The 16371-nt window shown below is 35.8% G+C and carries 6 protein-coding genes and 1 tRNA gene; 5 read left to right on the top strand and 2 right to left on the bottom strand.

Annotation, left to right across the window (positions count from 1 at the left end; translation table 11 throughout):
• Positions 1-39 precede the first annotated feature (39 nt).
• Complete coding sequence (locus H0V01_05970) at positions 40-1509, bottom strand: GWxTD domain-containing protein (GenBank protein MBA2582918.1); 1470 nt, start codon at positions 1507-1509, stop codon at positions 40-42.
• 265 nt (positions 1510-1774) lie between these two features.
• On the opposite strand from H0V01_05970, the gene H0V01_05965 reads away from it, so the two are divergent.
• The 4 genes from H0V01_05965 (at position 1775) to H0V01_05950 (ending at position 6401) form a co-directional block, all read left to right on the top strand.
• Positions 1775-1859: transfer RNA gene (locus tag H0V01_05965), tRNA-Ser, on the top strand.
• A gap of 821 nt (positions 1860-2680) precedes the next feature.
• Complete coding sequence (locus tag H0V01_05960) at positions 2681-3799, top strand: hypothetical protein (protein ID MBA2582917.1); 1119 nt, start codon at positions 2681-2683, stop codon at positions 3797-3799.
• A 627-nt stretch (positions 3800-4426) separates the two neighbouring features.
• Positions 4427-6091, top strand: coding sequence for a PKD domain-containing protein (locus H0V01_05955; protein MBA2582916.1), 1665 nt, complete (start codon positions 4427-4429; stop codon positions 6089-6091).
• A 112-nt stretch (positions 6092-6203) separates the two neighbouring features.
• Positions 6204-6401, top strand: coding sequence for a T9SS type A sorting domain-containing protein (locus H0V01_05950; protein MBA2582915.1), 198 nt, complete (start codon positions 6204-6206; stop codon positions 6399-6401).
• Between the two features lie 200 nt (positions 6402-6601).
• Here H0V01_05950 and H0V01_05945 read toward each other — a convergent pair whose 3' ends face one another.
• Complete coding sequence (locus tag H0V01_05945) at positions 6602-8215, bottom strand: cyclic peptide export ABC transporter (protein MBA2582914.1); 1614 nt, start codon at positions 8213-8215, stop codon at positions 6602-6604.
• Between the two features lie 183 nt (positions 8216-8398).
• On the opposite strand from H0V01_05945, the gene H0V01_05940 reads away from it, so the two are divergent.
• Positions 8399-16371: amino acid adenylation domain-containing protein (locus tag H0V01_05940; protein ID MBA2582913.1), on the top strand; the 7973-nt coding region annotated here is incomplete at its 3' end.

Raw genomic sequence — 16371 nt, 5'->3', positions numbered from 1 at the left:
CTAACTAAGGGGCTAATGGGGCTGCAAAGATGTACACAATTATCTTGGAAGTTGAAATAATTCTTCTGAATTTCCACCATAATGAGAATCAGGGCTGTTCATATCAAGGTCCAGGACTTGGTGGTTTCTCTTGTGAAGCATTAATTGCCAACGCGGATTGTTTATTTCACCAAAAAGATCGGAATGCAACAAAGGGAAATCATTTGTGCCCAAATCAGGATTGTAAAAAACAAACTTTCTGTTATTGAATTTTTCAATGTGGTAGTAATGCCAGACTTCATAAGGATATGCACTGGGTTCATTGTATTGTTGCGAAATTGTATTTGGGGCCCCATATTGCAGAAATACCCTTCCTCTGTCGGTGGAATATCCTTTTTTTAATTTGGATCCGAAGCTTTTATCAACACTTTTTACAATTTTATAATAATCCAGCCAGGCTTGTTCAGGATTAACAGGATTTCTGCTGTTCCAGAAATTAAAGAAAAATTTCTGTTTGAATTCCAAATCTGAAGACCGCAGTTGATTGTCAGCAAAGGTTTTTTCAAGCTGGGAAGAAATTGGCCTTAAAGAACGAATATGTTCGGCAAGAGTATCCTGATTTGTCATTTTTGACACAAAACTCTCCTCAATCCTTATATTTGCTATATCTTGCTCATTGAATTCTACATCCTTATTGCTACGCTGAAAAATTACTTTTTTGGAACTGATTAATTCATTTTCCTTATTCCTTGTTTCAATTACAAGATTGTAATTTCCAGAAGGAAGTTTTTCAATGTTAAAATTCCCAAAGACTATAATTACTTCACTGCTGGTTTTCCTTACAATAATATTGTAATTCGAGAATTTTATATTTGATTCTGCAGTTTCAATAAAATAACTCACAACAAATTTCTCATCGATTCCCAATACCTTTAAAGTATTGTAAATTTCTGCGTAAAAGGTAATATTCTTCAATGTCTTTGGATAAAAATAAGAGACATAAGGAACAAGATCATAACCGCTTTTAGTCAAAATATTCGGTTTTTCTGTTTTGGTATAGGATTCTATAAGTTGAATATCAGAAAAAAGGATTTCATTGGGTAAATAATTAATTAGCACTGATTCAGAAATCATGAATTGTTTTTCCGTTTTATTGTTTAAATCAATAATTTCAACTTCCATTTCATAGCTTCCATTGGGGATGGAGAAACGTTGCAGATCAATAAAGTTAGGAAACTCTTGGGTTGAATCACTAACTTCGGGACTTGAGAGGATGAATTTTTTAAAATCGATAACTTTATCCTTCTCTTTAATTACAATTGTGATTTCAACCTGGGCCTTTAATTTATTATTTGGCATCTTTACATATTCAAGTGAATTTCCTATAACAGAGAGATAGGTTTCAAGATAAGGCCCTTCACCAGGAATATTGAATGTGCAATAATTAAAATAAGTCTCCACATTTTTTGCATTTGCCTTTAACAAAAACACAAAAAAGAATAAACAAAGGATTTGTAATGTTTTTTTCATGGGAGGATTTTTTAACTTACTTGTAAAAGAAATTAGGTTTTATTTTTTTTAATTGAATTTATTACTTCAAAGAATAAAATCGGGTACTAATATATAAAATAAAAAGAGCGTTTGAAAAATCTTAATGTGTGATATATTCATTAGCAGGAAAATTTATTTGAAAAGAATAAAAAATAAATCGCTCAAAATCACGTGTATCAGAGAATAACGGGAATTAAATTAAAAAATTTCGCTGTGGTTTCAAAATTATTGTAATTTTGCGCCCGGAGAGATGGCAGAGCGGTTTAATGCGGCGGTCTTGAAAACCGTTGTGGGTTATACCACCGGGGGTTCGAATCCCTCTCTCTCCGCCCAATGAAAAACCCAATGGATTAATTTCAATCTGTTGGGCTTTTTTATTTAGAAAATTCTCCATATTTTATCCGCAATCAATTTATTCCAGAAGGTTTTCCTGTATTACTTGGAAGGTTTTATCTGATTTTGTTCCCATAATAATTATTTACAAAATAATTTAAAAATCATTAAACTTTCCTATTGAGAAAACAAAAAAATACCAATCAACACATTTAACAAATCTAATTGTTGGGACTTTGATTGTACTTTTTGTGATTGTCGGGCATGATTATACAAACTTAATCAATGGCTGTAAAGTCTTATACAATAGTATCTAAAGAACTTTTTTAAATGGCATTGCTGCCGACATTTATTTTATTGAAATACAAACTGGAGGCGAAATAGTAAGAAGAAAGTTGGTTGTTAGGTAAATCCCCGGCTAACTAACATCCACACCTAAAGGGCCGGGGGTAATATTTTGCTCCGGCTCTTCTTCCTGCAATAAGGGGATCACAGGTTTTAGGATTACTTAGTCATCGAATGAATTTATTCCGGGGTAATTGTAGAGACCGGCAAGCGATTAAAAAAAAAGATCAAAGAAGTAAGCATTAGTAGAGATAGTTGGAAAGTAAAAGCCGTAAAGCATAAGACCAACTTAGATAAATTGAGCAAAGAATTTGCTACGCTAAAAAAAACCTCCAGAAGATAATAGGATTCTAAATAAAGAAAAATCTAGGCGCTCACATTACAGTACTGGGGTTATACATTTAATATTGTCCGCTAAAATCAATACATCAAGTAGTTTCGTAGCTTGAGTAAGGTCTTCGTTGCATTTAATTTGTATTTAGATATCACGCGATCCACTCCATCGTTTTCTACAGCAATGCTTTGGGTAAAGAAAATTGGATACAGTCAATTGGAGTATCCCAAAGAAAAAGCGGATGATTGGATCATTATAGCAGATGAGAGTATTGGTATTGGCCAGGAAAAAGTGCTTGTGATCCTATGTATCAGAAGGAGCAAAATAGACTTTACACGTCCTTTAAAGCTGCAAGACATGAAGCCAATTGTAGTAAAATCAAAGGAACGATGGACTGGAGAAGACATTGCTAATGAGCTGGAAATCGTTAAACAAAAACTTGGGACTGTTATTTATGTGGTTACAGATGCCGGCAGCACCTTAAAAAGTGGACTAAAGAAGGCTAAAATCAATCATGTGTATGACATTACACATGCAATAGCATTAGCCTTAGAAAGGCTGTATAAAAATGATGCTGATTTTAAGGATTATGCAAGCAAAGCAGGACAAATGAGATTTAAACTTTGTTGCAGCAAAAATGCTCACTTGATTCCTCCAAACCAACGCTCTAAGGCACGATTCTTAAATATCGACACCATAAGCAAATGGGGAATAAAAGCTTTATTGGCTCTGGGCCGCAATGATATATTAATAGAAGAACAGGTACAACTGCAATGGGTAAAAGAAAAGGAAAGGTTTATTATTGAAATGGACGCATTGATGTCAATGGTAGAAAAAATATCCATAATCCTTAAGAACGAAGGGTTAAGCAAGAAAACAAAATCAAAATGCATCTCTATATTAAAGAATTGCAAAGCAGGAAAACTGAAACAATTTAAGCAATACATATTACTCTACTTAAAAGAAAATGCAAAACAAATAAGTAAGAGGGAAGAAAAGGTATTGTGCTGCTCTGATATAATTGAGACAACCTTTGGGAAGTACAAAAACGAACTGAGCAAAAACCCCATGAGTGGAATAACCGATTTAGTGCTTATAATTCCAGCTTTTACATCAAGCTTGTCAATAAAAGAAGTGAATGCCGCTATTGGGAACTGTACTGTAAAAGACATTGAAGAATGGAAAAAAAACAACCTATGCAATTCCCTTTTAAAAAAGAGAAACGCAGTGTTTAAAAATCAAATGGCGGGAATTTAAATTTTAAATTTCTTTGATTTAAATCACCCCACCCTCCGGGGTTGAACTGGAATTAAAAATATTAATCTATAATTGTATCATCCCTTCGGGATTAGCTTTTTCAGTGGCCTCGGGAAACCCAGCCGGCTTTTTTATTAACTCCACCTTTTGTTGAAAGTTACAGGCTTCTATTTTATGTGCTTGGAAGTAGCCCTGACAGTACATTTGCGGGAACGGAGGAAGATACAGTTTTGGCTACAAAATAATATCCCATTGATCTATAGGCTCCAGGTGTAGTACAGCAATTACAAAGTCATGAGAACCTTAAACAAAAAAATTGTAGAAAGCCCCGCACCAAATCTGTATAGCAGCACACGAAATTTTGCAGGAGAAAAGGGAGTTTTTTTAGGTGGTTCTTTCAGGATTTGGGAACTTCCATTATAATTCCTCCCATGTGGTCCTAGCGGATATCTTGCGAGAGCAAGAGCAAGAGAAAGAAAACTGTGGCATCAACTGCCGGCCATCAACTCCTCAAATTGTCCAACTAATTCTTCATATACAGGCTGAATTCTTTTTATAAAGCTCAGGCTTAGCTTATTTGTAGAGGGTTCTATTTTTGGCAACATTCTTTCTTAGTATTTAAAAATTTTGATTATCAACAAATTACAACAAGAGCAAAACAGGAAAGTTGCTGCTGAATTAATAGATGAAGAAAAAATGAAAACAATTAAAATATTAGTTGCCATTGCTTTATTGCCACTAATGGCAGTGTGCCAAAAAACCCTTACCCTGCAGCCTGGCCCCGGGGATGGGAAAGATGCACTGGTGCATGAGCTTCAGTCGGAGCGGAATGTAAATTATGGAGACAACCCACAATTTGCAGCTATGGCTTGGACTTTCCAGGGTGATCCTGGAGTGATCAGGAGCCTGATTGATTTCGACCTCAGGGAAATTCCTGAAGGCCCTGAAATCATTTCCGCAAAGTTGTCTTTTTATGCCATTGATAAACAAACTGCAGACAATGGGCTGGGAAGGCACTCGGAGCTTTCGGGTGATAATTCATGGCTCATATTAAGAATAACAGAGCAATGGGAGGAGAATTCAGTGAAATGGAATAATAAACCAGCTACAACAAATGATGGTGCTATTGAAATGCCAGGCACCTCTAGCCCAGATAAAAATTATAAAGACATAGATGTAACTGAAATGGTGAAGAAAAAGCTGGAGGAACCTTCTACTTCCCATGGATTTATGATTAGGTTAAAGAACGAGAACTATTACCGCAGGATTAACTTTGCTTCCAGTGATAATGAGAATGCTTCCAGGCGGCCAAAGCTAGTAATCGTATATAAATGCCCTGCACCGGAACCCAATTTCTCATACAGCGGGGATGGCCTGAAAGTAAGCTTTACAAATGAGACAAAGGATGCCGACTCCTTTCAATGGGATTTTGGCGATGGAAATACCTCAGGTTCAGAAAATCCACAACATACTTATGCATCACATGGTGAATATACTGTAAAACTAACTGTCAGAAACGATTGTGGGGAGAAAGAAATTTCAAAAAACATTCGCGTAAGCTGCACTTTCCCTGCCCCTAACTTTACAGTTAGCATTGATGCCTTAACGGTTCATTTCAAAAATCAATCTAAAAATGCTGATTCTTATCACTGGGCCTTTGGCGATGGCAATTCTTCCACTTCTGAAAACCCAAGCCATACCTATAGTGATGCTTCGGGTTATACAGTTGTCTTAACAGCAAAAAATGAATGTGGCGAGGCTTTAAAATCAAAAGTAATCAACCTCTCCTGCCCATCGCCAGATGCTGATTTTGACTATTCAACAAATGGGCTAAAAGTTACTTTTAACAACCGCTCTGAGCGCTCCAAAAGTTTTAGCTGGGATTTTGGCGATGGGAATTCTTCAGATGATTCAAGCCCAACCTATACCTACAGCAGCCCTGGAACATATACGGTGGAGTTAACAGCTGAAAATGATTGCGGGAAAGATACACATACAAGGAAAATTGAAATTGAAGCTGTAGGCATTTCTGAAACTCAAATAAATATGGCTGGCTTTAGCATAATTCCAAACCCTGCATCCCATACCGCCATGTTTGAATTTGATGCGGATTTTGGTAAAGATGCCCACATTTCATTATTCTCCATTGACGGAAAAGAAGTAATGCATAGGTTGATAAACCAGCAGCGCAATGTACAGGTAAACTTAAATGGCCTTCCTGCCGGAACCTACATATGTGTAATAATGGATGGAGAAGAGATAAAGGGAAAGGAGAAACTGGTGGTTAAGTAAGTGAAAAGGAAATTAAGGTAAAGCCCTGGCGAATGTCACCGGGATTACCACGGAGACGGACAATAACTCAGAAATTAAAATTTTTCCAAATCCGTTTACTTCGCAAACAACTTTGCAGACAGACAATCTATTAAAGAACGCAACTCTTACAGTTTATAATTGTTTCGGACAGACAGTAACAGAAATAAAAAACATTTCAGGGCAGACCGTTACTCTCTCTCGTAACAATCTCGTAAGCGGACTATATTTTATTTGCCTGACACAAGAAGATAAAGTAATCGCAACAGACAAATTAGTAATCACTGACTAACCTTACTGTGTGCGGAAGACAAGAAAGCACTTGCACTAACAGCATCTTGGCAAAAAGCAGGTTTTGTGGTTATATAAAGTTTTAGTGCATCTAATAAACTTTTGTTGTGCCTCGACAGTTTTGTGCTGCTAAGTCCGCTTCTTCCCCAAGCCGCAAAACTACTGTGACCTGAATCAATCTGACTTTAGACAGATTGATTGCTAAAACTTTTCAAACTTCCCATATTCCATCTTATAAATATTATCAGCAACTGAAAAATACTTATCGTCATGAGTAATGGCAATTATAGTTTTACCTTGGTTTTTAAGGCGGGGTAGAAGGTCCTGGTAAAAGAATTGCCTGAATTTCGGATCCTGGTCTGCTGCCCATTCATCTAAAACTAAAATAGGTTTATCTTCAAGTAAGCTAAGAATCATTGCCAGTCTTTTTCTTTGCCCGGTTGAAAGATCTGTTTTGCTGAACCTGCCGTTTTCAAACTTAACTTTATCGGAAAGCTGCATAAGCTCAAGGTATTCATTTACTTTAGTTTCATTTATGTTTTTCATCCCGTAGAACTTCTCAAACAGGTAAAAATCACTGTAAATGGCAGAAAATAAATCACGGTATTTTTCAGATGAAACAACCTGCTCATTGTTTACCTGCAATGATCCGCTGTCTGGTTTATAAAGACCGGTAAGTAATTTAAAAAAGGTTGTTTTGCCGCTTCCGTTACCTCCAACAATAAATACAATTTCACCTTTGTTAATGTTAAGATCAACAGGGCCAACAGAAAATTTTTCAGCTTTTTTCTCAGGATAAGAAAAACTTATATTATTAAAAGATAAACTTTTAAAGTCAGTAAAAGTGTTATCTAAAACCATTTCTGATTTTTTAAAATATTCTGTTTTCTGTTTGAGTTCAGCTATCCTGTCAAGGGCAATATCTGCTTGGGTAATCGCAGGAACCACGGCCATTAATCCCTCTATAGGTCCAAGCATATAAAGAATAATAAAAATATAACTTATCACAACCTCATTGTTACCAGTTAAAGCAGGAAAGTAAAACAGGATAAACCCTATAAGCACGAAAAAGAAGAATTGCCCGGTAATGCTGTTATCCAGGTAGCTTATAATGGCTTTAGAAGCCAGGTGTTTTGTTTTAATACCTGTTGATTCTATGTGGTTTTTGAAAAGATCATCATTTTTCTCTTTGCTCATTTTTACTTCCTTAAAACCGGATAAAAGTTCATCAATATTTTTAAACAACTGGTTTTGTAGGTCACGTGCCTCAGTAAGGGCTGCGTGGATTTTATTTTGTCTTACAGAATAAATTATTATTCCCAAACTGATAATTCCAAGGGTAAGGGCAAATCCAATCAGGGAAACATAGGCAAGGTAAGAAAGACAAAAAAGTACCGTAACAAGATAGGTTGTTGCATATACAATGGAAGCAGCGGCATTGCTTATTTTTTCTGTGTCTTGAGTAAGGGAGGTGAAAACTTTTTCTTTTCCTATCTGCTGAAAATGTATATAATCGGTATTGCGTATGGCCTCCAGGATGGACAACCTGGTTTTTAAAATAATGTTTTGCGTCAGACCAATAAGGTATTTTGAAAATATTCTCTGGCAAACAAAAAATGTAATAAGAATGCCTAAGAAAATTAAAATATACTTTTCTGTTGCTTCATTTATGCCCTTTTTGTTAATTACTTCATTTACAAAAAAATCTATAAATTTAATTATAGATGCATTTGCAAAGCCTGAAATTAAACCAAGAATTAAGTATAAATATCCTGCTGTTCCGGCCTCTTTTCTTAGGAATCCAATTAATCTCATTAAAAAAATGTATTGACGCAAAGATAATTTTAATTAGAAAAGCCCGATGATAAAATGTTAATTTAATTTTAAAGTTTTGGTTGACTTTGGTATTAAGAAAATTTACCTTTGCACCATGAACAGGGGGGGATAATAAAAAAAAACAGACTGTGAAAATGATTTATCTTCTTTTTTTTAAGCTTTATGATTGAATATTTGTCTCTTGTTGATTCTTTTCTGAATCAGAGAAAATCAAAAAAGGGTGTGATACTTATTGATGGAGACAAGCTTTCTGAAACCTTATCTTATCAACAGTTAGTTGAAAAATCAGAATTTATCCTGGGAAAACTTCAGGAGAAAGGCATAAAACCTAAGGATGAACTTGTATTTCAGTTAGAAAGCAATAAGGAATTTATTATTACGCTCTGGGCCTGTTTAATGGGTGGTATAATTCCCGTTCCTGTTGCGCCTGCTGTAAATCCCGAAAGCAGGTTTAAACTTCAAAATATCTGGAAAGTTCTAAAGAACCCTACTTTAGTTTGCAGTAATGACACTTTAAAAAGATTCAGGGAGAAAACTGCTTCAGATAATAATGTTGTTGAAGAAATGGCTGTAAGATCAATTCTTGTTGAGGAGCTTTTAAAATCAGAAACTAAAGGGGAGGTTTATAATTCACAACCTGCTGATATTGCTTTTATACAGTTTTCCTCAGGCTCTACGGGAGAACCTAAAGGTGTTGTTTTAACACACGAAAATTTAATTACCAATATAAAGGCAATTATTGCCTGTTCAGATTTAAGGGAAACTGATTCTACCCTTGGCTGGATGCCACTAACCCATGATATGGGTTTGATTGGTTTTCATTTAACACCACTTTTTAAAGGAATAGACCAAATATTAATGCCTACAAATTTATTTGTGAGGCAGCCTGCATTGTGGCTTAAGAAGGTTCATGAACATAAGGCAACTTTTTTGGCCTCGCCAAACTTTGGTTACAAGCATTTTTTATCCTATTATAAAGAAGATCAAATAAAAGATTGGGACTTATCTCACGTAAGAAGGATCTTAAATGGCGCAGAACCTATATCTGTTGCCTTGTGTGATAAGTTTCTGAATGTTTTGTCATCCACAGGTTTGCAAAAAAAAGCAATGTTTCCTGTTTATGGCATGGCAGAGGCAAGTCTTGCAGTCACCTTTCCTCCCGTTGATAAGGAATATAAGGCTGTTTATCTGGATAGAAACAAATTAAACTTTGGTGAGAAAGTCGATGAGATAACAGACCGTGAAAAATCTGTTGGCTTTATGGTGGTTGGTACTGCTGTAAATGATTGCCATGTAAGAATATGCGATTACAACAACCAACCTTTAGAAGATAGAACTGTCGGTTCAATTCAAATTAAAGGAAAGAATGTTACGGGTGGATATTATAATAATGCACTTGCCACTGAATCACTAATAACAGCAGATGGTTGGTTAAATACAGGTGATCTTGGATTTTTAACCAATAATGAACTTGTAATTACCGGAAGGGCAAAAGATGTAATATTCTTTAACGGGCAAAATTTTTATGCACACGATATTGAGCGTATAGCTGAAGAGCTAAAGGAATTGGAGCAGGGAAAGGTTGTTGCTTTCGGAACAACTAATGAGGAATTACAAAAAGAAGAAATTATTTTATTTGTACAGCACAGGGGAAAGTCTGAACAATTTATTGAACTTGCTGTAAAGCTAAAATCATATATCAGCCAAAAAATAGCCCTTGAGGTTACGCACGTTTTACCAGTTAATAATATTCCTAAAACAACCAGTGGAAAGGTACAGAGGTTTAAACTTGGTGATCACTATAAATCCGGAGCTTTTGATGATGTGATTCAGCATTTAGAGCGACTGGAGTATGAACAGTTTTCTCTAAAGGAACATATACTTCCTGCCAATGAGGTGGAGGAAAAACTAGTAAAAATCTGGCAAGATGTTTTGGGTATTGAAGGGCTTGGAACTAACGATAACTTTTTTGAATTAGGTGGACATTCTTTAAAAGCAGCTTTATTAATTTCTGTTATTCTCCAGGAGTTTAATGTTGAGCTTAACGTGCGGGAAGTATTTAAAGCCCCTACCATTCAAAAACTAGCGAAATACATTGACACAGGTAAAAATTCTGTTTTTTCTGCTATAGAAAATGTTTCTGAGAGAAATTATTATCCTCTTTCATCGGCCCAGAGAAGGTTGTTTATTCTTGATCAACTGGAAAAAGATAATACTGCTTATAACATTACCAGTGCCATTTCAATAAAAGGTGATCTTAATTATACAAAGCTTGAGGAGTCTTTTAAAAAGCTGATTGCCAGACACGAAATATTCAGAACAACATTCGGAGTAAAAAATGACGGGCCTGTGCAGTTTGTACATTCTTCCGTTCCATTTGCCCTTGAGTTTTTTAAAGACGATGAAATAGGGGTGATTCTAAAAAAGTTTGTTCGCCCCTATAACCTTGCTCAAGGGCCGCTTTTTAGAGCAGGAGTTGTAAAAAGAAAAGCTGATCACCTGCTGCTGTTTGATGTACATCACATTATAGCAGATGGTACTTCTATGGGGATAATCATAGAAGAATTTTCGGCTTTTTACCAGGGTTTTGAACTTCCTGAAATTAACTTAGACTATAAAGACTTTGCAGTCTGGCAAGAGAAGCATTTTAATAGCGAGTATTTTCTTGAGCAGGAGAAACATTGGCTGGAGCGATATTCAGGTGAACTGCCTGTGTTAAACTTTCCCACAGATTTTGCCCGGCCGGCAACTCAGGATCACAGAGGTGCTGTTATTACTTCAAATATAAATTCTGAGCTGGTAGCAAAATTAAAAAATTTAGCATCAGATACAGGTACTACTTTATATATGGTGATGCTTTCTGCATATAATGTGCTGCTTTCTAGATATTCGAACCAAGAAGATATAATAGTTGGGAGCCCGGTAGCAGCCAGAACGCACGCCCAAGTGCAGAAAATGGTTGGTGTTTTTATAAATATGCTGGCAATGCGAAATTTTCCCTCAGCAGATAAAACTTTTAAGCAGTTTTTAGTTGAAGTAGGGAACAACGCATTAGAAGCATTTATGCACCAGGATTTCCCAATTGAAGATCTTGTAAGTAAGCTAAATCTAACAAGAGATTTAAGCCGAAACCCGCTTTTTGATACTGTCCTTATTTTTCAAAATATGGAAGTAGGAGATTTGAATATTAAAGGTCTTCAAACTTCCAGGTTAAACATTGATGCTGGCACAGCGAAATTTGATCTCACACTTGAAATAACTGAGAAAGATTCCGGACTGGAAGTAAAAGCAGAATATGCCAGCGCTTTATTTAATAAAGAAACCATTGTAAGCTTATTAGAGCATTTTAAAAATATTTTAGAGAGTGTTTCTGAAAATGCATCGGTTAAATTAAAAGACATTCAACTGCTTTCAGAAAGCGAAAGGAATAAATTACTTGTTGATTTCAATACTTCACCTAAGAGTAAGATCGGAGATAGTGAAACAATTATCAGTTTTTTTGAAAACAGGATAATGCAATCATCTGGGCAGCTTATAAAGTGTGGAGAAAGCAAAATTACCTACCAGCAATTAAACGAGAGGGCAAATCAGCTTGCTGCCTTTTTAAGAAGTAAAGGTGCTGCGCCTGAAAAAGTGGTGGGGCTTCTTGTTGAGAGAAGCATTGATATGATGGTAGCCATCTGGGGGATTTTAAAATCAGGAGCTGCTTATATTCCTGTTGATCCGGCTTATCCGCAAGATAGAATAGAGTATATGCTTTCAGACAGTGAGGCTGAAATTCTTGTTACTTCCTCAGCACTTAAGCATAAAGTTAATTTTAAAGGTGAAGTAGTTGATATAGCTGATCCTGAAATAAAAGTTGAAAGCACAGGGAATGTAAAAAGAGTTAATCACCCGGAAAATCTACTTTACATAATATATACTTCAGGTTCTACAGGAAAACCAAAAGGAGTAATGATTGAACATAGAAATGTTCTAAGCTTTCTTCCAAACTTAACAGAAGTATATGGTTTTTCTCAGGATGATTCAATACTGGCTCTAACAACATTAACTTTTGATATTTCTGTTCTGGAGCTTATTTGCAGTGTGCTTACAGGGATGAAGGTAGAGATTGCCACAGATGAAGTTGCATCAAATCCTCAATCTATCATTAAGTTAATAAACTCAGGAGGTGTAAATGTTCTGCAATTAACGCCATCGCGCTTACAGGTTCTTTTAGAAACCGGAGGTTCGGGTTTTTTAAACAAAATAAATTTTCTTTTAGTTGGTGGCGAAGCTCTTCCTGAAAACCTTAATAAAACCATTTCTTCCTACCCGAAATTAAATGCATATAATGTTTATGGTCCTACAGAAGATACAATCTGGAGTACAAGTTACAGAATTGGTGAAGGGGCAGTTAAAATAGGTAAGCCGCACTGTAATGAAGAAGTTTATATTTTGTCTGCCACAGGAGATATTCAACCTGTTGGAGTACCCGGAGAATTATGTATATACAGTAAAGGACTTTCCCGTGGGTATTTAAAATCACCTGAATTAACTGCTGAGAAGTTTGTCAGCAATCCATTTCGATCAGGAGAAAAAATGTACAGAACGGGAGACCTTGCAAGATGGCTTGTGGATGGAAACCTGGAGTATCTCGGAAGAATTGATCACCAGGTAAAGATTCGCGGATACAGAATTGAGCTCGGTGAAATAGAAAGCTGGCTGTATGTAAATCCTGCAGTGAAAAAAGCGGTAGTTATAGACAGGGCTGACAAAACCGGATTTAAGTATTTATGTGCTTATGTGGTTTTATCAAATGATATTGATGTTTCTGTTTTAAGGCAAGAGCTTATTGCATCTCTGCCTGAATATATGGTTCCTTCGCATATTGTGAAGTTGGAGCATATTCCGCTAACACAGAACGGAAAGGTTAACAGAAAAGAATTACCTGCTCCTTCTGCAATTCTTTCAAAGTCGAAAGATTTTGACAAAGCAGAAGGAAAGCTCGAAAAGCAAATGCTGGAAATCTGGAAAGAAGTTCTTTCCCTTCAACAAATAAGTGTTACAGATAATTTCTTTGAAATTGGCGGTCATTCTTTAAGGGGAACTATCCTGGTTTCTCAGATACAAAGAAAGTTAAAGGTTGATGTACCGCTGAGGGCAATATTTAATTATCCAACAATTCGTACACTTTCAATATTTATCGAAGGACAGGGAGTATCTGATATAAAAAGAATTGAAGCCGCTGAGCCAGCCAGGTATTACCCTGCCTCCCCTGCTCAAAAGAGATTGTTCGTGCTTTCTCAATTTGAAAGTTCTTCCACATCATATAATATGCCCGGTACCTTTGTTATAAAAGGTAATTTGGATGTGGAAAAATTAAAACACGTTTTCTGCACCCTTCTTGAAAGACACGAGGTTTTAAGAACAACCTTTGAAATGGTGGATGGGGAAACTATGCAGCTCATAAATGAAAAAGTGAAGCTTCCATTCCAGTTCCTAAACTGCACCGAGAAAGAGGTTCCATCTGTTATTGCTCAATTAATAAAACCTTTTGATTTAAGCCAGGCGCCATTATTAAGAGTTGCTGTTGTTAATGTTTCTAATGATTATCACCTGCTTTTATGTGATATGCATCACATCATTTCAGATGGCTATTCAACAGAAATATTGGTTAGAGAATTTTTGCAGCTTTATGAAGATAAATCATTGGAAGACCAAAGAATTCAATATAAAGATTATGCGGTCTGGACGCAGCAATTTTTACAATCTGATGCACTTAAAATGCAGGAGGTCTTCTGGCTAAATCAGTTTTCTGAAGAAGTGCCTGTACTTGATCTTCCCACTGATTTTAAGCGACCTGCTGTTCAAAGTTTTGAAGGATCTACCTTTTCAACAGAATTAAATGGAGAGACGCTAACAAAACTTAAGGAAATAACAAGGGAAACCGGTGCCACTTTATTTATGGTTTTGCTTGCTGCCTATAATATTTTGCTGTCAAAATACAGCCGCCAAAAAGACATTGTTGTAGGAACGCCTGTTGCAGGAAGGAAGCATCCTGACCTGCAAGATATGATCGGGATGTTTGTAAATACACTTGCATTAAGAAGCTATCCTGAAAACAATAAAACCTTCAGAGAATATCTTTTTGAATTAAAAGATTTAACACTGAATGCTTACGAAAATCAGGATTATCCTTTTGAAGCATTAGTAGATAAATTGAACCTGAGGCGTGATATGAGCAGAAATCCTCTGTTTGATACAATGTTCGCCTACCAGGATAATTCAATGGGAGAGTTACAGTCCGGGGATGTAAAATTCAACAGGTATTCATTAGACACAGGTATTTCAAAATTTGATATTTCTTTAGATGTAGTGGAGCACTCTGATCGAATGATGCTCATTTTTGAATACGCTCTGAGTCTCTTTAAAAAAGAAACAATTGAAAAATTCTCCGGACATTTTAAGAACATTATTTTATCCATAATTGCTGATCCTGATATACCAATCGGTGATATTTCTATTATCTCTTCAGAAGAAAAGAGTTTCATTTTAAATAATTTAAATAACACCCTATATCCAATCCCTGAAAATATAACAGTTATTAATCTTTTCGAAGAACAGGTTAAAATAAATGGTGAAAAAACAGTGCTTACGTTTCCTGGTCAGGCAAATTCTTCAGAAGAAAATTTTACTTATAAAGACCTTGATGAAAAATCAAATTCATTTGCTTCTATTCTTCTTCAGAAAGGAATAAAAAAAGAAGATATAGTTGGTATAATGATGAATCGGACACCGGAAATGTTCATTTCAATTTTAGGAGTTTGGAAAGCCGGTGCTGCTTATGTTCCTATTGATCCTGAATATCCTCTGGACAGAATAGACCATATGCTGACAGATTCCGGAATTCAGATATTAGTTACTCAGGAATCTTTAAAGGAAAAGGTTGTTTTTGGAGGAGAAGTTATTTATCTCTCTGCTGATTCCTTATCCGGTTCTGAAACTCTTCCCGCTGTTGAAAGAAAGGCCCATGATCTTGCGTATGTAATATATACCTCTGGTTCCACAGGGAAACCTAAGGGAGTAATGGTGGAACAGCGAAGTTTAGTAAACATAGCCTTAGCCTGGAAAAAGGATTATAAATTAAATGAGTTTGATGTTAGATTGCTTCAGCTTGCAAGTTTTTCTTTCGATGTATTTGTTGGAGATATTTTAAGATCCTTTGTTAATGGAGGACAAATGATCGTTTGTCCTGCAGAATTCAGATTAGATATTTCCTCTTTAATCCAGGTTTTGGAAAAATATCAAATATCAATTTTTGAATCAACACCCGGGTTAATTATTCCTTTAATGGAACAGGTCTGGGAGCAAAAAGTATCTTTAAATCATTTAAAAATTTTAATTTTTGGTTCTGACACATTAAGTAAAGAAAACTTTGTTAAACTAAAGAACCAGTTTAATAATAAGTTCAGGATAATTAACAGTTATGGAGTTACAGAAGCCACAATTGATTCCTGCTTTTTTGAAGGTGACTTAGATTCAGTTTCAAGTGTTTTGCCCATAGGAAAACCCTATATTAATACGCAATTGTATATTCTTGGAGAAGGTGATCAGGTTCAGCCAATTGGTGTTCCGGGAGAATTATGTATTGGCGGTGCCGGGGTTGCCAGAGCTTATTTAAAAAGACCTGAATTAACTGCTGAAAAATTTACTGATTTGTTTACTACCGGTAATAGAGTTTACAGGACTGGTGATTTAGCTCGCTGGCTACCGGATGGCAATATAGAGTTTTTTGGCAGGATGGATACCCAGGTAAAGATCAGAGGCTACCGCATTGAAGTAGGTGAAATAGAAAATAAGCTTCTTAATTTTTCTGGAATTAGAGAAGTGATTGTTATTGACAGGGAAGATAAAACAGGGAGTAAATATTTATGTGCATATTATACAGGGAATTCTTTTGAAACGAAAGAATTACGCACCTTTCTTTTAGAGGAAATTCCTGAATATATGGTTCCTTTATATTTTGTAAACCTGGAGAATTTCCCTTTTACCCCTAATGGAAAAATAAACAGGAAGTTACTTCCTGAACCTGCAGAACCAGATTTTGGTTTGAATGAAATAAAAGTACCATCTACTGCTGCTGAAGAGGCTCT

Source organism: Bacteroidota bacterium, from assembly GCA_013696965.1.
In the GTDB taxonomy this organism is placed as follows: domain Bacteria; phylum Bacteroidota; class Bacteroidia; order JACCXN01; family JACCXN01; genus JACCXN01.
Note: the sequence above shows the minus strand (reverse complement) of the source record. Positions and strands in the feature narration are given on the sequence as shown.